22 protein-coding genes are annotated in these 20,314 nt (G+C 70.0%); 9 read left to right on the top strand and 13 right to left on the bottom strand.

The features are described 5' to 3' along the window. Nucleotides 1–65: 65 nt before the first annotated feature. Genes AC3A6B_RS25535 through deoA form a run of 7 tightly spaced genes read left to right on the top strand, consistent with a single transcriptional unit; the run spans nucleotide 66 to nucleotide 7,180 of the window. Nucleotides 66–1,199 carry an ABC transporter permease gene (locus AC3A6B_RS25535; protein ID WP_487839440.1) on the top strand — a complete coding sequence of 378 codons (1,134 nt, stop codon included), beginning with the start codon at nucleotides 66–68 and terminating at the stop codon, nucleotides 1,197–1,199. Next, entirely contained in the window at nucleotides 1,192–2,160 is a 969-nt protein-coding gene (locus tag AC3A6B_RS25530; protein WP_487839439.1) for an ABC transporter permease, read from the top strand. Before AC3A6B_RS25535 ends, AC3A6B_RS25530 begins: the two co-directional genes overlap by 8 nt. Further along, entirely contained in the window at nucleotides 2,160–2,579 is a 420-nt protein-coding gene (locus AC3A6B_RS25525; protein WP_487839438.1) for a cytidine deaminase, read from the top strand. The genes AC3A6B_RS25530 and AC3A6B_RS25525 overlap by 1 nt, the downstream gene beginning before the upstream one ends. Then, nucleotides 2,576–3,382 carry a purine-nucleoside phosphorylase gene (locus AC3A6B_RS25520; RefSeq protein ID WP_487839437.1) on the top strand — a complete coding sequence of 269 codons (807 nt, stop codon included), beginning with the start codon at nucleotides 2,576–2,578 and terminating at the stop codon, nucleotides 3,380–3,382. The genes AC3A6B_RS25525 and AC3A6B_RS25520 overlap by 4 nt, the downstream gene beginning before the upstream one ends. A 3-nt stretch (nucleotides 3,383–3,385) precedes the next feature. Then, nucleotides 3,386–4,993: a bifunctional UDP-sugar hydrolase/5'-nucleotidase UshA gene (ushA, locus tag AC3A6B_RS25515; protein ID WP_487839436.1), complete on the top strand. Its 1,608-nt coding sequence runs from the start codon at nucleotides 3,386–3,388 to the stop codon at nucleotides 4,991–4,993. 4 nt (nucleotides 4,994–4,997) lie between these two features. Continuing rightward, nucleotides 4,998–5,858: a deoxyribose-phosphate aldolase gene (deoC, locus tag AC3A6B_RS25510; RefSeq protein WP_487839435.1), complete on the top strand. Its 861-nt coding sequence runs from the start codon at nucleotides 4,998–5,000 to the stop codon at nucleotides 5,856–5,858. After that, a complete protein-coding gene (deoA, locus tag AC3A6B_RS25505) occupies nucleotides 5,858–7,180 on the top strand; it encodes a thymidine phosphorylase (RefSeq protein ID WP_487839434.1) in 1,323 nt (440 codons plus the stop codon). The genes deoC and deoA overlap by 1 nt, the downstream gene beginning before the upstream one ends. Before the next feature lie 12 nt (nucleotides 7,181–7,192). Here deoA and fliR read toward each other — a convergent pair whose 3' ends face one another. From fliR to fliF, 13 genes are all read right to left on the bottom strand, one after another. After that, nucleotides 7,193–7,987 (bottom strand): flagellar biosynthetic protein FliR, encoded by a 795-nt coding sequence (gene fliR, locus AC3A6B_RS25500; RefSeq protein WP_487839433.1) that lies wholly within the window; start codon nucleotides 7,985–7,987, stop codon nucleotides 7,193–7,195. Nucleotides 7,988–7,993: 6 nt separating this feature from the next. After that, entirely contained in the window at nucleotides 7,994–8,263 is a 270-nt protein-coding gene (gene fliQ, locus AC3A6B_RS25495) for a flagellar biosynthesis protein FliQ (protein WP_126838925.1), read from the bottom strand. After that, on the bottom strand, nucleotides 8,260–9,027 hold the full coding sequence (gene fliP, locus AC3A6B_RS25490) for a flagellar type III secretion system pore protein FliP (RefSeq protein ID WP_487839432.1): 768 nt from the start codon (nucleotides 9,025–9,027) through the stop codon (nucleotides 8,260–8,262). The genes fliQ and fliP overlap by 4 nt, the downstream gene beginning before the upstream one ends. Continuing rightward, on the bottom strand, nucleotides 9,024–9,509 hold the full coding sequence (gene fliO / locus AC3A6B_RS25485; protein WP_487839431.1) for a flagellar biosynthetic protein FliO: 486 nt from the start codon (nucleotides 9,507–9,509) through the stop codon (nucleotides 9,024–9,026). Before fliO ends, fliP begins: the two co-directional genes overlap by 4 nt. Continuing rightward, nucleotides 9,506–9,949, bottom strand: a complete 444-nt coding sequence (gene fliN / locus AC3A6B_RS25480; RefSeq protein WP_487839430.1) for a flagellar motor switch protein FliN — start codon at nucleotides 9,947–9,949, stop codon at nucleotides 9,506–9,508. Before fliN ends, fliO begins: the two co-directional genes overlap by 4 nt. Next, complete coding sequence (gene fliM, locus AC3A6B_RS25475; RefSeq protein WP_214701856.1) at nucleotides 9,942–10,943, bottom strand: flagellar motor switch protein FliM; 1,002 nt, start codon at nucleotides 10,941–10,943, stop codon at nucleotides 9,942–9,944. The genes fliN and fliM overlap by 8 nt, the downstream gene beginning before the upstream one ends. A 23-nt stretch (nucleotides 10,944–10,966) precedes the next feature. Beyond that, a complete protein-coding gene (gene fliL / locus AC3A6B_RS25470; protein ID WP_487839429.1) occupies nucleotides 10,967–11,449 on the bottom strand; it encodes a flagellar basal body-associated protein FliL in 483 nt (160 codons plus the stop codon). Nucleotides 11,450–11,550: 101 nt separating this feature from the next. Further along, complete coding sequence (locus AC3A6B_RS25465; RefSeq protein ID WP_487839428.1) at nucleotides 11,551–12,876, bottom strand: flagellar hook-length control protein FliK; 1,326 nt, start codon at nucleotides 12,874–12,876, stop codon at nucleotides 11,551–11,553. A gap of 21 nt (nucleotides 12,877–12,897) precedes the next feature. Further along, a complete protein-coding gene (gene fliJ, locus AC3A6B_RS25460) occupies nucleotides 12,898–13,353 on the bottom strand; it encodes a flagellar export protein FliJ (protein ID WP_487839427.1) in 456 nt (151 codons plus the stop codon). A gap of 11 nt (nucleotides 13,354–13,364) precedes the next feature. Further along, nucleotides 13,365–14,768, bottom strand: coding sequence for a flagellar protein export ATPase FliI (gene fliI / locus AC3A6B_RS25455; protein WP_487839426.1), 1,404 nt, complete (start codon nucleotides 14,766–14,768; stop codon nucleotides 13,365–13,367). Next, a complete protein-coding gene (gene fliH / locus AC3A6B_RS25450; RefSeq protein WP_487839425.1) occupies nucleotides 14,768–15,538 on the bottom strand; it encodes a flagellar assembly protein FliH in 771 nt (256 codons plus the stop codon). The genes fliI and fliH overlap by 1 nt, the downstream gene beginning before the upstream one ends. Continuing rightward, nucleotides 15,525–16,517: a flagellar motor switch protein FliG gene (gene fliG, locus AC3A6B_RS25445; protein WP_487839424.1), complete on the bottom strand. Its 993-nt coding sequence runs from the start codon at nucleotides 16,515–16,517 to the stop codon at nucleotides 15,525–15,527. Before fliG ends, fliH begins: the two co-directional genes overlap by 14 nt. 8 nt (nucleotides 16,518–16,525) lie before the next feature. Further along, nucleotides 16,526–18,211 (bottom strand): flagellar basal-body MS-ring/collar protein FliF, encoded by a 1,686-nt coding sequence (fliF, locus tag AC3A6B_RS25440; RefSeq protein WP_487839423.1) that lies wholly within the window; start codon nucleotides 18,209–18,211, stop codon nucleotides 16,526–16,528. A gap of 284 nt (nucleotides 18,212–18,495) precedes the next feature. Here fliF and fliE point away from each other — a divergent pair, with 284 nt between their 5' ends. Beyond that, nucleotides 18,496–18,813, top strand: coding sequence for a flagellar hook-basal body complex protein FliE (gene fliE / locus AC3A6B_RS25435; RefSeq protein ID WP_487839422.1), 318 nt, complete (start codon nucleotides 18,496–18,498; stop codon nucleotides 18,811–18,813). A 171-nt stretch (nucleotides 18,814–18,984) separates the two neighbouring features. Continuing rightward, complete coding sequence (locus AC3A6B_RS25430) at nucleotides 18,985–20,274, top strand: FliC/FljB family flagellin (RefSeq protein ID WP_487839421.1); 1,290 nt, start codon at nucleotides 18,985–18,987, stop codon at nucleotides 20,272–20,274. Nucleotides 20,275–20,314: the final 40 nt, after the last annotated feature.

The raw sequence follows: 20,314 nt of genomic DNA, 5'->3' as shown, positions 1-20,314 counted from the left end.
CCCGAGCAAGCTTGCGCCCCCTCGGGGGGCAGCGAGGACATGCAAATGCCGAGCGTGGGGGCCACATGAAGGGCACCGATCTGCCGCGCTGGATCGACCTCCTGGTCCTGCCGCTCGTCAACCTCGCCCTGGCGCTGCTGGCCTGCGGCATCGTCGTCGCCGTGGTCGGCCACGACCCCTGGCAGGCGCTCGTGCTGCTGGTCCAGGGCGCCTTCGGCAGCCGCATGGGCCTGAGCTACACGCTGTACTACGCCACCACCTTCGTCTTCACCGGCCTGGCGGTGGCGGTCGCGTTCCATGCGGGCCTGTTCAACATCGGCGGCGAGGGCCAGGCCATGATGGGCGGGCTGGGCACCGCGCTGGCGGCCCTGGCGCTGGGCGAGCACCTGCCGCGCTGGGCCATGCTGCCGCTGATGATCGGCGCCGCCATGCTGTTCGGCATGTGCTGGGCCGCGGTGCCGGCGGCGCTGCAGGCCTGGCGCGGCAGCCACGTGGTGATCACCACCATCATGTTCAACTTCATCGCCTCGGCGCTCTTGGCCTACCTGCTGGTCGACGTGCTCAAGGAGCCCGGCAACATGACGGTGGAGAGCCGCGCCTTCGCAGCGTCGGCGCGCATGCCCGGCCTGCACGAGGCGCTCGCCGGCATCGGCATCGAATGGCCGGCCTCTCCGCTCAACCTGAGCGTGCTGCTGGCGCTCGCCGCCGCCATCGCTGTGTACCTGCTGCTGTGGCGCTCGCAGCCGGGCTACGCCATCCGAGCGGTCGGCCATGCGCCCGAGGCGGCGCACTACGGCGGCATGCGGCCGCGCGCGCAGATCATGGTGTCGATGGCGCTGTCCGGCGCGCTGGCCGGGCTGGTGGGCATCAACGAGATCGCTGGCGTGCACGGGCGGCTCCTGCTCGAATACGTGGTGGGCGCCGGCTTCGCCGGCATCGCGGTCTCGCTGATCGGACGCAACCACCCGGTGGGCATCGTGCTGGCCGCGCTGCTGTTCGGCGCGCTCTACCAGGGCGGCTCCGAACTGGCCTTCGAGATCCCCGGCTTCAGCCGCGACATGGTGTTCACGCTGCAGGGTTTGATCGTGCTGTTCTCCGGCGCCTTGGCGCAGGTGGCGGCGCCGACGCTGGCGCGGCTGTGGCGCGCGACACGCCGCACGCCGCGCGCGGTGGCGGCAGGGAGTGCGGGCCATGGATGAAGTCGCGCTCGGCACGCTGCTCGCCTCGACCCTGCGCGTGGCGACGCCGCTGATCCTGTGCGCGCTGGCCGGCGCGCTGGCCGAGCGCTCGGGCGTGATCGATCTGGGCCTCGAAGGCAAGATGCTCTCCTGCGCCTTCGCCGCCGGCAGCGTTGCCGCACTGAGCGGCTCCCTGGCGCTGGCATTGGCGGTGTCGCTCGCGGTCGGCGTGGCGCTCTCGCTGCTGCAGGGCTTCGGCTGCGTGACCCATCGCGGCGACCAGGTCGTGATGGGCATGGCCATCACCATGACAGCCGCCGGCCTCACGGTGGTGCTGGGCATCGCGTGGTTCCAGCAGGGCGGCCAGACGCCCCCGCTGCCCGACGCGGTGCGCCTCGCGCCGTGGGGGGCGGGCGCCGGCGAGGCGCTGCGCGCGCTGCCTTGGCTGGGCACGGTGCTGGGACTGGGCCTGTTCGGCCACAACGCGCTGGTGTATCTCGCCATCGCACTGGTGCCGGCCGTCTGGTGGCTCTTGTTCCGCACCCGCTTCGGCCTGCGCCTGCGCGCCACCGGCGAGAACCCGGCCATGGTCGATGCGGCGGGCGTCTCCGTCACGGCGCTGCGCTACCGCGCGCTCATGCTCAACGGCGTGCTGTGTTCCCTGGCCGGCAGCTACCTGGTGCTGGCGCAGAATCCTTCATTCATGCCGAACATGACGGCCGGCCGCGGCTACATGGCCCTGGCCGCCATGATCTTCGGCAAGTGGCATCCGGTCGGCGCCTTTTTCGCCTGCCTGCTGTTCGGCTTTCTCGATGCGGTGTCGATCCGCCTTCAGGGCACGGTGCTGCCCTTGATCGGCGCCGTGCCGGTGCAGGCGGTACAGGCCTTGCCCTACCTGATGACGGTGGTGCTGCTGGCCGGCTTCGTGGGCAAGGCGCGCGCGCCCAGGGCGCTCGGCATCCCGTACGTGAAGGAGCGATGATGGCCGTTTCCGAGACCCAGATGACGCAGTTGATCGATGCCGCCCGCGCCGCCCGCGAGCGCGCCTATGCACCCTATTCGAAGTTCGCGGTCGGCGCTGCGCTGCTCGACGAACAGGGCCGTGTCCACGCCGGCTGCAACATCGAGAACGCCGCCTATCCGCAGGGCCAGTGCGCCGAAGCCTCGGCGCTCGCGCACCTGGTGCTGGCCGGCGGCATGCGCGTGCTGGCGGCGGTGGTCGTCGGCGTGGCCGATGGGCCCGTCACGCCCTGCGGCGGCTGCCGCCAGAAGCTGCGCGAGTTCGCGGACGACGACGACATGCCGGTGTGGTGCGCCGACCTGCGCGATGTGCGCGGCCGCTACACGCTGGGCGAGTTGCTGCCGGCGAGCTTCGGGCCCATGCATCTGCCGTCGCCATGAGTTCACAGAAGGCGATCGAAGCAAGCGCCGCGCGCATCCGCGCCGCCGGCCTGGTGCCCGAGCTGGCCGTGGTGCTCGGCTCCGGCTGGGACCGCGCTGCCGAGCTGGTCGAGGCGCCCACGGACATCCCCTATCCCGAGCTGCCCGCCTTCCCGGCGCTGAACGTCGCCGGCCATGCCGGCATCCTGCGCCTGGGCCGCATCGGCGGCCGCGCGGTCGCGCTCCTGCGCGGCCGCAAGCACGCCTACGAAAGCGGCGACGCGGCGGCCATGAAGGGTCCCATCCGCAGCCTGGCCGCGGCCGGCTGCCGGACCCTCGTGCTGACCAATGCCGCCGGCAGCCTGGACGCGAACATGCGTCCGGGCTCGCTGATGCTGATCGCCGATCACCTCAACATGGCGCAGCGCACGCCGCTGCACGACGAGGCCGGCTCGGAGCGCTTCGTCGACATGAGCGAGGCCTACGATCCCGCCTTGCGCGCGCAGGCCCGCGCCGCGGCCGCGCAGGCGGGCATCGCGCTGCACGAAGGCATATATGCCTGGGTAATGGGCCCGCAGTTCGAGACCCCGGCCGAGATCCGGATGCTGCGCCTGCTGGGCGCGCAGGCCGTGGGCATGAGCACCGTGCCCGAAACCATCCTGGCGCGCCACGCGGGCCTGAAGGTGCTGGCCTTCTCGATGCTCACCAACATGGCGGCGGGGCTCTCCGACGAAGTGCTGAGCCATGCCCACACCCTGCGCAATGCGCGCGCCGCCGACCAGGATGCATCGCGCCTGCTCGCAGCGGTGATTGCAGCGATCTGAGCCATGCGCATCCCATTCATCGCCGCCGCCGCCGCGCTGGCCCTGCTGGCCGGCTGCGCCACCGCGCCGGGCGAGCGCGCGCCGGTCAAGCTGACCGTGCTGCACACCAACGATCACCATGGCCGCTTCTGGACCAATGCCGACGGCGAATACGGCATGGCTGCGCGCAAGACGCTCATCGACCGCGTGCGCGCCGAGGTGCGGGCCAGCGGCGGCTACACGCTGCTGCTCGACGGCGGCGACATCAACACCGGCGTGCCCGAGTCCGACACGCAGGACGCCGAGCCCGACTTCAGGGGCATGGAGCTGCTCGGCTACGACGCCGCGGCCGTCGGCAACCACGAGTTCGACAAGCCGCCCGCGGTGCTGGAGAAGCAGCGCCAGTGGGCCGGCTTCCCGCTGCTCTCGGCCAACATCTACCAGAACGGCCGGCGCATGTTCGAGCCCTACCGCGTGTTCGAGCGCGGCGGCCTGCGGATCGCGGTGATGGGCCTGACCACCGACGACACGGCGAAGATGGTGCTGCCCGCCAACATCGCGGGCATCGAATTCCGCCAGCCCATCGACGAGGCGGCTGCGCTGCTGCCGGAGCTGCGCGCCAAGGCCGACATGGTGATCGCCGCCACCCACATGGGCCATTACACCGATGGCCGGCGCGGCGTCAATGCGCCGGGCGACGTGGAGATGGCGCGCGCCACCCGCGGGCTCGACCTGATCGTCGGCGGCCACAGCCAGAACCCGGTGTGCATGCTGCAGGAAAACCTGCGCAACGACGCCTACGTGCCCGGCACGCCCTGCGCACCCGACCGGCAGAACGGCACCTGGATCGTGCAGGCGCACGAATGGGGCAAGTACGTGGGCCGGGCCGATTTCGAGGTGCGCCCGGGCCGCATCGAGTTGATCCGGTACCAGCTGATTCCGGTCAACCTCAAGCGCACGGTGGACGGCAGGAAGGTCGCGTATGAAGAGACCATCCCCGAGGACGCCGGCGTGCGCGCCTTCCTGCAGCCCTTCCAGGACAAGGGGCAGGCGCAGCTCGCGGTGCCGGTGGGCGAAACGGTCGGCGTGTTCGACGGCGACCGCGAGCGGGTGCGCAGGCAAGCCACCAACCTCGGCCGACTGATCGCGCTGGCCATGCGCGACAAGACAGGCGCCGATGTCGCGCTCATGAATTCGGGCGGCGTGCGCGATTCGCTGCCCGAGGGCCGCATCACCTACCGCGACGTGCTCAAGGTCCAGCCCTTCGGCAACCAGGTGACCGTGGTGCAGCTCACGGGCGCCGAATTGCTGAGCTATCTCGAGGCCGCGGCCAGAATGACGCCGGGCTCCGGCGCCTTTCCACAAACGGCGGGCGTGCAGATGCTGATCGAAGGCGGGCAGCTGAAAGACGCCAAGGTCAACGGCCAGCCCATCGACCCGCGCCGCGAGTACCGGCTGGCGATCAACAACTTCACCGCCACCGGCGGCGACGGCTATCCCAAGCTGGCGACGCATCCGGGCTACATCAACACCGGCTTCGTCGATGCCGAGGTGCTGCGCGCCTACATCGCCGGCCGCAGCCCGCTCAAGGCCGCGGACTACGCACCGGGCGACGAAGTGCAAAGGAGATGATGCAATGAGCACCAAGGCGAACGCAGGCCGCGGCGAGCGCCGCGCCGGGCCGCCCCAAGCAAGCGAGAGCCCCCTCGGGGGGCAGCAAGGACACGAAGTGCCGAGCGTGGGGGCAGCACGTCTGGCGTTGGCCTGCCTGGACTTGACCAGCCTCAACGACAGCGACGACGCGGCCGCCATCGATGCCTTGTGCGCCAAGGCAGAAGGGCCGGCCGGCCCGCCGGCAGCGCTCTGCGTGTGGCCGCGCTTCGTGGCGCAGGCCCGGGCCGCGCTGCCGGCATCGATCCGCATCGCGGCCGTGACCAACTTCCCCGACGGCGCGCTCGACAGCGAACGCGCCTTGCGCGAGGCGCAAACCATCCTCGATGCCGGTGGCGACGAAGTGGACCTGGTCCTGCCCTGGCGCGCGCTCGTGGCCGGCGACGCGTACAGCGCCGCGGCCCTGGTCGCGCAGGTGCGCGCGACCTGCGCGGGCAGGACGCTCAAGCTGATCATCGAGTCCGGCGAACTGCATTCGCCCGAATTGATCCGCCGGGCCTGCCGCATCGGGCTCGACGCCGGCGTCGACTTCCTCAAGACCAGCACCGGCAAGACGGCCACGGGCGCGACGCCCGATGCGGCGCGCGCGATGCTCGAAGCCATCGCCGGCCACGCGCGGAAAGACGAGGTCGGCTTCAAGGCCTCGGGCGGCGTGCGCACGGTGGCCGATGCGGCGATCTACATTGCGCTGGTGCGCGAGATGCTCGGCGAGTCGGCCCTCGGACCGAAGCGGCTGCGCTTCGGCGCCAGCGGCCTGCTGGCCGACATCGAGTCGGTGTTGCTGCAGAGCGGCCCCGGCAAGCCCGCCGCGCCCGGAGATTACTGATGCTGCTGCCGGCCGAGGTCATCCGCGCCAAGCGCGATCGCCATGCGCTCTCGCCGGCACAAGTCGAAGCCTTCGTGCGCGGCCTCGTCGACGGCAGCTGGAGCGAGGGCCAGATCGCGGCGCTCGCGATGGCGATCCTCCTCAACGGCATGGATCCTGCCGAATGCGTGGCCCTGACCCGCGGCATGACGCACTCGGGCGAAGTGCTGCAATGGCCCGATGTGCCGGGCCCGGTGCTCGACAAGCATTCCACCGGCGGCGTCGGCGACAAGGTGAGCCTGATGCTGGCGCCGATCGTCGCGGCTTGCGGCGGCGTGGTGCCGATGATTTCCGGCCGCGGCCTGGGCCACACCGGCGGTACGCTGGACAAGCTCGAATCGCTGGCCGGCTACAAGGTCGAGCCGCCGCGCGAGACGCTGCTCGCCGTGCTGCGCGATGCCGGCTGCGCCATCGTCGGCGCCGGCCCCACGCTGGCGCCCGCCGACAAGCGGCTCTATGCGATCCGCGACGTGACGGCCACGGTCGAGTCGCTGCCCTTGATCACCGCCAGCATCCTCTCCAAGAAGCTCGCGGCCGGGCTCGAGGCGCTTATGCTCGACGTGAAGGTCGGCAGCGGCGCCTTCATGCCGCGCCTGGACGACGCACGTGCGTTGGCGACGAGCCTGGTCGAAGTCGCGGCCGGCGCCGGCTTGCCGGCGGAAGCGCTGATCACCGACATGAACCAGGTGCTGGGCCGCAGCGCGGGCAACGCGCTCGAAGTGCGCGAAGCGATCGACTTCCTGACGGGCGTCGAACGCGAGCCGCGGCTCTTCGAAGTGACATTGGCGCTCGCGGCGCGGCTGCTGCGCCTGGGCGGCCTCGCGGCCGACCTGCCCGAGGCCAGGGCGCGCGCCCTGCATGCGCTCGACAGCGGCGTGGCGGCCGAGCGTTTTGCGCGCATGGTGTCGGGCCTCGGCGGTGCAAGCGACCTTCGGCAAGCGGCGCGCGGGTTGCCGGCTGCGCCGGTGCTGTGCGATCTGCCGGCACCGCAAGACGGCGTGCTGGTGGCGACGGACGTGCGCGCCATCGGCCTGGCCGTCATTGCGCTGGGCGGCGGCCGGCGCCGCGCGGAAGACCGCATCGATCCGCGCGTCGGGCTCACAGAGGTGCTGCCGCTGGGCAGCAGCGTACGCAGGGACCAGCCGCTGGCGCGCGTGCATGCGGCCAGCCAGGCCGATGCCGAAGCGGCGGTCGCGGCACTGAAGGCGGCCATGCGCATCGAAGAAGAGAAGACGCAGGAACCGGCGCCGGTGATCTGCGGCGAGATCACTCCGGCGCGCTAGCGCTCATCGGCCTCAAGGCCGCAAGGCCTGCGCCAACTCCATCACCGACGACAAGCCCGCCGCGAAGCGCGGCGCGAGGAAGGCGCCCATCTGCGGCATCAGCAGCTGCAGCATGCCGATGCCGGCCAGCAGCGTGAGCGGAAAGCCGACTGCGAAGATGCTGAACTGCGGCGAGGCGCGGTTCAGGATGCCCATCGCCAGGTTGAGCGTGAGCAGCGCCGTCACCAGCGGCAGCGCCAGCATCAGGCCGTTGGCGAAGATCTGGCCGGCGCCGGCAACGAGATGCATCCAGCCGCGGGCGGCCAGCGGCGCGTCGGCGATCGGCAGGGTCTGGAAGCTTTCGGCCAGCGCGGCGACCAGCAGCAAGTGGCCGTCGAGCGCGAGGAAGATCAGCATCGCCAGCATGTGCAGCAGCCGCGCCACCACCATGGTGGCGCCGCCGCTCATCGGATCGAAGAAGGACGCGAAAGACAGGCCCATCTGCAGGCCGATGTACTCGCCCGCCGCCAGCACCGCCGCGAACACCAGCCGCATCGTGAAGCCGATGGCGCCGCCGATGAGCACCTGCTGCACCAGGATCCAGACCCCGCCCGCGGACACCACCGGCACCTGCGGCATCGGCCCGATGGTGGGCGCGACGGCCACCGCGAGCAAGGCCGCGATCGCGACCTTGATCTGCCGCGGCACGCCCGGCTCGCCGAAGATCGGCGCGGTGCTGACCAGCGCCAGCATGCGCACGAAGGGCCAGAGGAAGGCCACCATCCAGGCGTTGAGTTCCCCCGAGGTGACCGAAAAGACCGCCGGCATTGAAGCCTATGCAACGAGTTGCGGAATGCTCGAGAACAGCGTCCGCATGTAGTCCACGATCTGCCCCAGCATCCACGGTCCGGCGATCACCAGCACCGCGAACACCGCCAGCAGCTTCGGGATGAAGGACAGCGTGGCCTCGTTGATCTGCGTGGCGGCCTGGAAGATGCTGATGACGAGGCCGACCACCAGCGCCACCAGCAGCAGCGGCGCGCCGAGCAGCAGCGACACGTGGATCGCCTGGCTGCCGATGGCCATGACCGATTCGGGCGTCATAAGTAGAAACTCTCGGCAAGCGCGCCGATCAGCAGCTGCCAGCCGTCGGCCATGACGAAGAGCATCAGCTTGAAGGGCAGCGCGATGGAGGCGGGCGGCACCATCATCATGCCCATCGACATCAGCACGCTGGCCACCACCAGGTCGATGATCAAGAAGGGAATGAAGATCGTGAAGCCGATCTGGAACGCGGTCTTCAGCTCGCTGATCACGAAGGAGGGCAGAAGGATGCGCAGCGGCACGTCTTCAGGCCCTTCCATCGCCGGCACCTTGGCCAGCCGCGCGAAGAGCGCGAGGTCGTTCTCGCGGGTCTGCTTGAGCATGAAGGTCTTGAAGGGGCCGATGCCGCGCTCGAGCGCGCGCTCGGCGCTGATCTTGTTCTCGGAGAAGGGCTTGTAGGCCTCGTTGTAGACCTTGTCGAAGACCGGCGACATCACGAAGAAGGTCAGGAACAGCGACAGGCCCACCAGGATCTGGTTGGGCGGCGAGGACTGCGTGCCGATGGCGGTGCGCAAGAGGCCCAGCACGATCAGGATGCGCGTGAAGCTGGTCATGCACAGCAGCAAGGCCGGCAGGAAGGACAGCGAGGTCAAGAGCACCAGCGTCTGCACGCTCAGCGACCAGGTCTGGCTGCCGCCCGGGCCGGGCGTGCTCACCAGGCCGGGCAGGCCCTGCGCCCAGGCGGCAGTCGGCAGTGCAGGCAGCACGAGCGCCAGCAGCAGGCCCGCGCGGCGCAGGCCACGGCGAAAGTTGCCCTGCATCATGGGCCCGGCCGCGGCCTGACGCCCAGCGATTCGCGCAGCTTCTGGGCGAACAGGCCGAGCGCCTGCGAAGTCTTCGCGTCCAGCGGCGATGCCGCCGGCGCCGAAGCCACGGCCTGCGCAGGCAGCGTGTGCAGCGTGTTGATCTGGCTGGCCGTGACGCCCAGCACCAGCCAGGTCGCGCCCACTTCCACCACCACCACGCGCTCGCGCTGGCCGACCATGGAGCTCGACACCACCTTCACCAGGTTGCCGCCGCCGAAGCGCTGCAGGCCGAAGCGGCGCGCCATCCATGCGCACGCAAAGATCAGCCCGAGCACCACCAGCATGCCGAAGCCGGCCTGCAGCAGGCCGGAGGCGCCGACGGCCGGCGCGGCCTCGGCGGCCGGCGTCGGCACGGTGGGCAGGGCCGCGCGCGCAGGCAGCGTGCATGCCCACGCAAGAAGAGATGCCGCAATCCGCAGCGGCCGGCCGCAAAGAATCATGAGCGGCTGAGCTTCTGCATGCGCTCGGAGGGCGTGACGATGTCGGTCAGGCGGATGCCGTACTTCTCGTTCACCACCACCACTTCGCCCTGCGCGATCAGGTAGCCGTTGATCAGCACGTCCAGCGGCTGGCCGGCCAGGCCGTCGAGCTCGACCACCGAGCCCTGCGAGAGCTGCAGCAGGTTCTTGATGGTGATGCGCGTGCGGCCGATCTCGGCCGTGAGCTGCACCGGCACATCGAGGATGCGCTCGATGTCGACCGGCGAGCTGTGGGCCGCCGGCGTGTTCTGGATCGGCTGGAAGACCTGTGCGCCGGCCGGCGCCGCCGCGGGTGCGGGCGCGGCGGCCTGCAGGGGCGCAGGCGCGGCGGCCGCGGTCTGCTCGGCCAGCGCGCTGGCCCAGTCGTCCGCGTCGCTGCTGGAAGAAGTGTTGTCAGTCATGGTCGTTCTTCAGATCGCTGTCTTGGTGGGAGATCATCTGTTGCACGCGCAGCGCATAGCGTTCGTTCGAGACGCCGAAGCCGCACTCCATCACCGGAATGCCGTCGACGCGCGCGGTGACGGAGCTCGGCAGCTCGATCGGCAGCACGTCGCCGACCTGCAGCTTCATCAGCTCGCCGATGGTCGAGGGAATGGTCACGAAGTCGGCGCTGAGCTCGACGTCGGCGCTCTGCATCTGCTGCGACATCTGCTTGACCCAGCGCTTGTCGACCTCGATCTCGTCCTGCACCGGGTTGGACAGCAGGTCGCGGATCGGTTCGATCATCGAATAGGGGATGCACACGTGCACGAAGCCGCCGACCGGGCCGAACTCGACCTGCAGCGTGGTGGTGATCACCACCTCGTTGGGGGCGACGATGTTGGCCAGCTTGCCGTGCATCTCGGCGCGCACGTAGTCGAAGGCGAGCGGAAACACCGGCTGCCAGGCGTCGCCGTAGCACTGCAGCGTGAGGTTGAGCAGACGCTTGATGATGCGCTGCTCGGTGCGCGTGAAGTCGCGGCCTTCGACGCGCACGTGGTAGCGGCCGTCGCTGCCGAACAGGTTGTCCACCACCAGGAACACCAGCTTCGGATCGAACACGATCAGGGCCGTGCCGCGCAGCGGCTTGAAGTGCAGCATGTTGATGTTGGTCGGCACCGGCAGGTGGCGCACGAACTCGCCGTACTGCTGGATCTGCACCGGCCCGACCGAGATGTCGGCGCTGCGCCGCATGAAGTTCAGCAGGGAGCTGCGCAGATGCCGCGCGAAGCGCTCGTTGATGACCTCCAGCGTGTGCATGCGGCTGCGCACCACGCGGTCGGGCGCGCCGAGGTCGTAGGCCGGCAGGCCGTCGGTGGCCGGGCTGGGCGCGCGGGTCTGGTCGACGGCTCCGCCGGTGACGCCCTGCAGCAGCGCATCGACCTCGTCCTGCGAGAGCACCTGTTCATAGGCCATGGATCGCGAATCCGAAAAACGGGTTACTGCACCACGAAGGTGTTGAAGGAAACGCTGGAGATGTCCTGCGCGGGCAGGTTGGGACCGAGCGGCTTGTTGAGCTCGGTGCGGATCTCCTCGGCCAGGCGGGCCTTGTCCTGCGTGGACAGCAGCGACTCGGGCTGGCGGTTCGACAGCAGCAGCAGGAGCCGGCTGCGCAGCTCGGGCATGGATTCGACGATCTGCGTCTTGGCCTGCTCGTCGCGCACCTTGAGCGCCATGCCGATGTGCAGGAAGCGCCCGCGGCCTTCGGACTGGACGTTGACGGTCAGCGGTTCGAGCGTGACGAAGATCGGCTTCTGCGGCACCGGCGCGGAGGCTTCGCGCGCGAAGAGGTCGCTGCGGCTCAAGGCGTAGCCGCCGCCGCCGAGGGCGCACAGGCTGACGGCGATCAGCAGCCCGATCAGGAGCTTCGACGAGCGCGGCGCGGAGGGAGCGACTTGGGTGATTGAGGGACTGGTGGCCATGGTGGGAGCTGCAAATCGGTTCGGTCTATTCTTGGCCGGCGCGCGCGCAAGCGAAGCGCCGATCAAGCGGGGGAAAGGGCCTCAGATCTCGCGTTCGCTTTTCACGCAAAGGTGTCGAGGCCGACGGCGGGGCGCGTGGGCACGGACATGCGAGGCGCCACGGCGTCGGCGGCCGTGTCTGCGCGCCCGGGATACGTCGCCTGCCGCGAGGACGAAGCGTGCTGCTGCTGTGACGGCTGACCGAAGCCGCCGCCCTGCCCAGCCCAGGGCCGCGACTCCGCGCCGACCGAGGTCTGGCCCAGGCTGATGCCCTGCTCGGCGAGCGTGCTGCGCAGTTGCGGCAGCGCGGCCTCGACGGCCTTGCGAACGGATTCATGGGCCGACACGAACATGGCCTGCGCCTGGTTGTCGCCCAGTCTGAGCGTGACCTTGAGCGGGCCGAGGCCGGCCGGGTTGAGGTTGAACTCGGCCACCTGGTGGCCGCCGGCGCTCATGCGCAGCATCTGCTGGCCGATGGCCGGGCCCCATTCGTCGCTGCCGACGGGCGGTGCGACGCTCAACACGGGCGTGGCGCTGGCGGGTGCGCTCGCGCGCTCGACCGCCTGCGGCATGAAAGGCGTCGACGCGGGCACGAGGGCCGGGGATGCCGGGCCCTGCGCGGCGGCTGCATCGGCATGCTCGGTGCTCGTCGCGGCCATCGCTGGCGGCGCGGTCTTCGTTTCCTCGGCGGACGGCAGTGCGGGCACTGCCTTGGCCTGCTGTGGCGCGGCCGGTGCAGGCACGGCCGCGCCGGCGGCCGGGGCTTTTGCCGAGGGCAGGGCGCTTGCGTCCGGCAGCAGCGGCATGGCGGCGACGGTTGCCGGCGCGAGGGCGTCGGCAGCGCTCGCGTCCGCGGCTGCGGGAAGGGCTTTGGCGGCGTCGGCCTGCGCTGCGGCCGCTTGCGCGGGAGGCGTTTTCGCTTCCGGGTCCGCCTCCTGCGCGGCGGTGATCGTCCCGGCTGCTGCTTCGGTGCCGGCTTCGGTCAAGGCCGCCGCCGGTGTCTGCGCAAGCAAGGGGTCCTGGGCAACATCCGCTGCCATCGACAGCTCTGCCTTGGCTTCGCCAGGCACGCCGGCGGCGGGCTTCGAAGCGCTCGCCGGTTGAACCGCAACCGGCGCCGGCGCGAACAGTGCGAAGGCCAGCAGTTCGGCAACCAGCTCGTCCTTCTTGTCGGCGCCGCGCGCCGGCTTCGCAAGCGCAGCGGCCTCGGCAGGCGCTGCGTCCGGCGAGGCCTCCGACTTCCGCGCACCGGCGGCGCGCGAGCGCTCGAGCATCTCGCCGAAGCGCTGCCCCTGCGGCTCGTCGGCCGCGCGGCCGCGCGGGCCGGAGGATGTGAGCGGCTGGCTGGTCGCGGCCGGGGCGGCAGAGGGAGCGATGAAGGTGGTCATGGCGGTTCCAGATAGAAGGGATCAGGGGCTCGAATGCGCCGCGCGGTCGATGAACTTGCGTGCCGCGCGCTCGTCGCTGTCGCGCTGCTCGCGCTTGGCCTGCACCATCGCCTCCTGGCGGCGCAGGCGGTCGGCCAGGGTGTCGAAGGAGTTGAGGCGGCGCGCGTGGTGCTGCCAGTCGCCGCGGCCATGGTCGAGCCGCACGGCGGCCTGGACCGTGATGGCGCGTTGCTGCTCGATGGCGCCGTCGAGCGTGCTGAGGAAGTTGCGGTAGTTGCGCCATTGCGAGGCCGGCAGTCCGCTCTCCATCAGCAGCTGAAGCTGGTGGCTGTAGTCCTGGCGGTACTGCAGCAAGAGGTCGAGCTTCTGGTGCGCGCTGACCTGTGCGGTCTGCAGCGCGCCCAGGCGCCGCGCGGCCTCTTCCTTCTGCGTGCGCGCCAGTTCGGTCAGGGTGTCGAGGGGGAGCTTCTTGGACATGTTGCGTGGTCCTATTTGCTGTCGAACAAGGCGGTGATGTGCGCGATCGAGCCCGCGTAGTCGGCGCGCTCGTGCATCGATTGCTGCAGGAAGGCTTCGATCTTTGGGTACATCGCGATCGCCTGGTCCAGCTGCAGGTCGTGGCCGGCCGCGTAGGCGCCGACGCTGATCAGGTCGCGGTTGCGCTGGTAGCGCGAGAGCATCTGCTTGAAGCGGCGCACGGTCTCGAACTGCGAGGGCGGGATCAGTGCGGTCATCGCGCGGCTGATCGAGGCCTCGATGTCGATGGCCGGGTAATGGCCGGCCTCGGCCAGCGTGCGCGAAAGCACGACGTGACCGTCGAGGATGGCACGCGCCGAATCGGCGATCGGGTCCTGCTGGTCGTCGCCTTCGGACAGCACGGTGTAGAAGGCGGTGATCGAGCCGCCGCGGCCCTCTGCATCGCGCGCGCCGTTGCCTGCCCGTTCCACCAGCGCCGGCAGCTTGGCGAACACCGAGGGCGGATAGCCCTTGGTGGCCGGCGGCTCGCCCACGGCCAGCGCGATCTCGCGCTGCGCCATCGCGTAGCGGGTGAGCGAATCCATGATCAGGAGCACGTCCTTGCCCTGGTCGCGGAAGTACTCGGCCAGGCAGGTCGCATAGGCCGCCCCCTGCAGGCGCAAGAGCGGCGAGTTGTCCGCCGGCGCGGCAACCACCACCGCGCGGGCCAGGCCTTCCTCGCCCAGCGTGTTCTCGATGAAGTCCTTCACCTCGCGGCCGCGTTCGCCGATCAGGCCGACCACGATCACCTCGGCGCTGGTGTAGCGCGCCATCATCCCGAGCAGCACGCTCTTGCCCACGCCGGAGCCGGCGAACAGGCCCATACGCTGGCCGCGGCCGACGGTGAGCATGGCGTTGATGGCGCGCACGCCGGTGTCGAGCACCGAGTCGATGGGTGCGCGCGAGAGCGGGTTGATCGGCGGCGCAGTCAGCGGCACCTTGCGAGTGATGTCCAGCGGGCCGAGCCCGTCGAGCGGACGGCCCGCCGCGTCGACCACACGGCCGAGCATGCCTTCGCCGACCGGCAGCCGCTTGGTGTGCGAGTCGCCGCCGGCGCCGCCCGACCCGGCCCGCGCGAAGACGCGCGCGCCGGGCAGGAGGCCTGCCACTTCGCTCTGCGGCATCAGGAACAGCCGCTCGCCGGCAAAGCCCACCACCTCCGCTTCGGCATGGCGCTGCGGATAGCCGGGCGGCAGTTCGATCAGGCAGTCGCTGCCCACCGGCAGCTGCAGGCCCACGGCCTCCAGCACCAGGCCCACCGCGCGCGTCAGGCGGCCCGACTGGGTGGTGGTCGTGCAGAGGCTGACGTCGCTGCGCGCCTGGGCCAGCATGCCGCGCCAGGATTGCAGATGAGGGTTGGGGGCGACGGCGGGCATCAGATGTCCAGGGCGTCAACGTCGCGGTGAAGCGCTGCAGTGACGCTTTTCCAGCGCGTTTCGAGACTGGCATCCATCTCGCCGCTGGCGGACTGGACGCGGCAGCCGCCGCGCGCCAGCGTGTCGTCGGCGCGCACCTGCCAGCCGGCGATCTGCAGTTCGTTGCCCAGGCTGTTCTTCACCAGCGCCACGTCGTCGGGATGCAAGAGCAGGCGCGGTTCGCCCTGCAGCGCGGGCTCGGCATGCAGCAGGTCCTGCACCAGCGGCAGCACCCACTCGGGCTCGGCGCGCAGGGTGCGGTGCACCACCTGGCGCGCCACGTCGAGCGCCAGCGTGAGGATGGTGTCGGCCAGTTCGCTCTCGGCGCGGCGCAGTGCGTCCGGCAGCGTGGCGGCCAGCGCGCGCAGCTGTTCGGCATGCGCGCTGGCGGCGGCCAGCCCCGAGGCCAGGCCGGCGGTGCGGCCCTCGGCATGGCCTTGCGCCCAGCCTTCGCGGCGGCCTTCGGCAAGGCCGGCGGCGCGCGCTTCGAGCCGCAGGCGTTCGAGCTCGGCCTCGCGCGCCAGCGCCGCGGGATCGATGCGCTGCGCGTTGGCGGCCTCGACGTCGCGCTGCGGCGGCGCGGCATCTTCTTCCAGCGTGCCCATCTCCCAGCGCTGCCAGGCGGAGAGCACCGGCTTGGCGGGCTTGGGCGGCGTGGCCGGCCGTGCGGGCGCGTAGGCCGCGGACAGCCGCGCGCGCGCGCCGAAGGAAGAGTGGCTAGACGAAGTCATCGGTGCCCGGGGCGGCGACGGTGATCTCGCCCGAATCGGCAAGGCGGCGCACCACCTGCAGGATGGCCTTCTGCTCGGCCTCGACCTGCGAGACCCGCACCGGGCCGCGCAGCTCGATGTCCTCGCGCAGCGTCTCGGCCGCGCGCTGCGACATGTTCTTCAGGAACTTGTCGCGCAGCTCCTGCGGCGAGCCCTTGAGCGCAACGATGAGCGAATCGGATTCGATGTCCTTGAGCAGGCGCTGGATGAAGCGGTCCTCGAGATCGAGCAGGTTCTCGAACACGAACATCTCCTCGAGGATGCGCTGCGCGAGGGCCTCGTCGTGCTCGCGCACGTGGGCGATGGCCTCGTCTTCCTGCGCGCTGTTCATGAGGTTGACGATCTCGGCGGCGGTGCGCACGCCGCCCAGGCGGCTGCGCTTCAGGCCTTCGCCGGAGAGCATCTCGGTCAGCACGTCGGTCAGCTCGGCGAGCGCCGCCGGCTGCACGCCGCCGAAGGTGGCCACGCGCATGATCACGTCGTGGCGCAGGCGCACCGGCAGCCTCTCGAGCACTTCAGACGCCTTCTTGCGGTCCAGGTGCACCAGCAGGGTGGCGAGGATCTGCGGATGCTCGTCGCGGATCAGCTCCACCACTTCGCCGGCCTCAAGGTCGTTGAGCCGCTCGATGCCGCCGTGCGGCTCGTCGGGCTGCAGGATGTCTTCGAGCAGGTTGCTGGCGCGGTCGTCGCCCAGCGCCTTGCGCAGCACCGCGCGGATGTAGCTGCCCGAGCCCAGGTGCAGGGCCGAGAGCTGCTCGGTCTCCATGCGGAACTCGGACAGCACGGCGGCCAGCTCCTCCTTGGACACCTGGCTCAGCTTGGCCATCGCGGCGCCGAGCGCCTGCACCTCGGTGGTGGGCATGTGGTGCAGCGTGGCAGCGGCGCGGTCCTCGCCGAGCGACATCAGCAGGATCGCGGCCTTGCGGGTTCCCTCGTTCATCACTGCGCTCATGGGTTCATCCAATGCTTGATCAGCGTGGCCACCAGCCGCGGATCGCTGTCGGCGGTCTGGTGGGCGTAGTCGAGGTCGGCCTTCTGGCGCTCGGCTTCGCGCTGGCGGGCGTTGGCCTGTGCGGAGCCGGTGTCATCGGCATCGGCGTCGGCGGCCGTGGCCTTCGGTGCCGTGGCCGCGGAAGCGGGAGGCGCCGGCGGCGCCAGGTGCTTGCGCAGCAGCGGCCGCAGCACCGCGAACCAGGCGAAGAGGGCGAGGGTGGCGTAGAGCAGGTACTGGCCGATGGTCTTGGCAAGCTCGATGTTCTCGGGGTCGCGCCAGACCGGCACGTCGCGCGTTTCCTCGCCCTGGCCCTCGCGGGCGAAGGCGCTGTTGACCACGTTGAGCGAGTCGCCGCGCTCCTGGCTGTAGCCCATCGCTTCCTTCACCAGGTTGCGGATCTGCTCGATCTCGGGCGGGGTGAGCGCGCGCGCGGCGGCCTTGCCGTCCGCGCCTTCGCGGTTGTTCACCACCACCGCCACCGACAGGCGCTTGATCGCGCCCGCGCCCTGCTGCACGTGGCGGATCGAGCGGTCGAGCTCGTAGTTGGTCGTCGTGTCCTTGCGCAGGCTGGAGGGGGCGCCGGGCGCCGTGGTGGTGGCCGTCGTGGTCGTCGATGCGCCCGCGGTCGGCGCGGCGCCGGTGCCGGGCGCGTTGGGCGGCCGCGGTGCGGTGATCGGCGCGTTCGGCGTGGTCGGCGGCTGGTTCGACAGCGCGCCCGGTACGCCGCCCGGCGGCGTCGCGCCGTGCTGGCTCGATTCGCTCGATTGCTGGCTGCGGATCGCGGCATTGCGCGGATCCTGGTTGGGGCTGTATTTCTCGTCGGTGCGCTCGACCACCGAGAAGTCGATGTCGGCCGCGACCTGGGCGCGCACATTGCTTGCGCCGACGATGGGCTGCAGGATGGCCTCGATGCGGCGGATGTAGCCCTGCTCGATCTCCTGCGCGTACTTGAGCTGGCTCACGTCCAGGCCGCGCGCGCCGGCATTGGCCGCCGATAGCAGGTTGCCGCGCTGGTCGACCACCGTCACGCTCTTGGCGTCGAGCTCGGGCACGCTGCTGGAGATCATGTGGACGATGGCGCTGACCTGGCCCTCGTCGATGCTGCGGCCGCGATGCAGGCTCAGCACCACCGAGGCGGAAGGCTTCTTCTGGTCGCGCACGAAGAGCGAGGGCTTGGGCAGCGCCAGGTGCACGCGGGCCGACTCGACCGTGGCTATCGACTCGATGGAGCGCGCAAGTTCGCCTTCGAGCCCACGCTGGTAGTTGACCTGCTCGGCGAACTGGCTGGTGCCGAACTTCTGGTTGTCCATCAGTTCGAAGCCGACCCCGCCGCCCTTGGGCAGGCCCTGTGCCGCGAGCTTGAGCCTCACTTCGGGCACCTTGTCGCCGGCGATCAGGATCGCGCTGCCGCCGTCGGCGAACTTGTAGGGCACGTTCATCTGCGCGAGCGACGCGATGATCGCGCCGCCGTCGCGGTCCGAGACGTTGGTGTAGAGCACCTTGTAGTCAGGCGCCCGGCTCCAGAGCATGAAGGCCGCCGCGGCGGCCACCAGCGCGGCGGCGCCGACGATCAGCGGCAGCTTCGGCTGCGCGCGCATCCGTTCCATGAGGGGCGGGAGGGCCGGCGCCGTCGCATTCATGTGCGCGCCTCCGGCGCGGCCGGCCGCGCCGGATTCATGGAAAGGAAAGAGAGTCGTCGATGTGGAGGAGTCATGCCGCAGGGCCGTTGATGTCGTCAGCAGGCTTTCTTGTTCGCAGTCGATTCTCGGCAGCCGATGCCGATTCGATTGGTCGAACAACCGCGGGTTTCGCCGTCAGTTGGGCGCATGTGTTCGGGCGCTCCGCTGCTACGCTGAAAACACGCGGGAGCGCCTTGGTGCTTCCTTTGTCAATACGGAAGTTCTAGAAGAGAAAAGGTTTGCTCATGTCGATTGCCGCCATCGAGTCCGTCCTGCAGCAGATGCGGGTCACCGCGCTCCAGTCCGGCTTCGCGCCGCCCGCCGCCGAGGTGGCGCAGCCGGGCGGCTTCGCAGCCGAGCTCCGGCGCTCGCTGGACAACATCAGCACCGTGCAGACCAAGGCCTACGTCCAGGCCGAAGCCTTCGAGCTGGGCCGTCCGGGCGTGGCGCTCAACGACGTCATGGTCGACCTGCAGAAGGCCAACGTGGCTTTCCAGACCGGGCTGCAGGTGCGCAACCGGCTGGTGGCCGCCTACCAGGAGGTGATGAACCTGCCCGCCTGAGCCCCGAAGGTCGTGGAAGAGGCCGCGCGATCATTTTAGCGCACCGGCCTAAATGTTTGGGAAGCCCTGCCGATAACTAATCCAACGATGGCTTGAGTCTCACGGTGGGAAGCGGGTCCAGCGTTGCGGCCATTGGCCGAAGTCCACAACCTTTGTCTACAGGAGTCGAACATGGCGCAAGTCATCAACACCAATAGTCTCTCGCTGCTCACGCAGAACAACCTCAACGCGTCCCAGTCGTCGTTGAACACCGCGATCCAGCGCCTGTCTTCGGGCCTGCGGATCAACGGTGCCAAGGACGACGCGGCCGGCCAGGCGATCGCCAACCGCTTCACGGCGAACATCAAGGGCCTGTCGCAAGCCCAGCGCAATGCCAACGACGGCATCTCGCTGGCGCAAACGACGGAAGGCGCTCTGAAGGAAGTGAACAACAACCTGCAGCGCGTTCGCGAACTCGCCGTGCAAGCCGCCAACGGCAGCAACTCGGCCAGCGACCTGAAGTCGATCCAGGACGAAATCACCCAGCGCATGAGCGAAATCGACCGTGTCTCGGCACAGACCGATTTCAACGGCGTGAAGGTCCTGTCGGCCGGCGCGAAGCCGCTGACCGTGCAAGTCGGTGCCAACGACGGCGAAACGATCAAGATCGACCTCAAGCAGATCGACTCGTCGACGCTCGGCCTGGCCGGCTTCTCGGTGAGCAACAACGCCCTCCCGGTGAGCGAGGCCATCACGCAGACCAACCTGGCTGCGACGCCGACCGCCGTCGACCTGAGCGCCGCTGCCACGTCCCTGGGTGTCTCCGCCAGCTCGCTGAGCCTGCACAACGTGAAGGACGCCGCCGGCGCCGCCACGGCAAACTTCGTGGTCAAGTCGGGTGACGACTTCTACGCCGCCTCGGTCGATGACGCCACCGGCGACGTCGTTCTGAACGTGGCCGACGTCGAGTTCACCGACACCGACAACGGCGTGACGACCGCCGTGGCGCTGAACAACCAGCTGGTCAAGGTGGGTGTGGACGCCGCCGGCGCTGCCACCGCCTATGTAGCCGTGCAAGGCAAGAACTTCAGCGTCGGCGCAGGCGCGCTCGCCAACGGCGGTGCAACCCCGACCGACTTCGACAACACCGCCACCGACATCGTCCTGAGCGGCGCCGGCGCAACGGCCGAGTTCGCGGGTGCTTCCTCCATCGACCCGATGAAGAAGCTCGATGCAGCGCTGAAGATGGTCGACGACCTGCGCAGCTCGCTGGGTGCGGTGCAGAACCGTTTCGACTCCACGATCGCCAACCTCGGCACCACGGTGACCAACCTGTCTTCCTCGCGCTCGCGCATCGAAGACGCCGACTACGCGGTCGAAGTGTCGAACATGACCCGCGCGCAGATCCTGCAGCAGGCCGGTACCTCGGTGCTGGCCCAGGCGAACCAGACCACGCAAGGCGTGCTGTCGCTCCTGCGCTGATCGAAGAAAGAACCATCGCAGGCGTCTGGGCGCGAGCCCG

The organism is Variovorax sp. Soil_C_33 (assembly GCF_057656935.1).
Note: the sequence above shows the minus strand (reverse complement) of the source record. Positions and strands in the feature narration are given on the sequence as shown.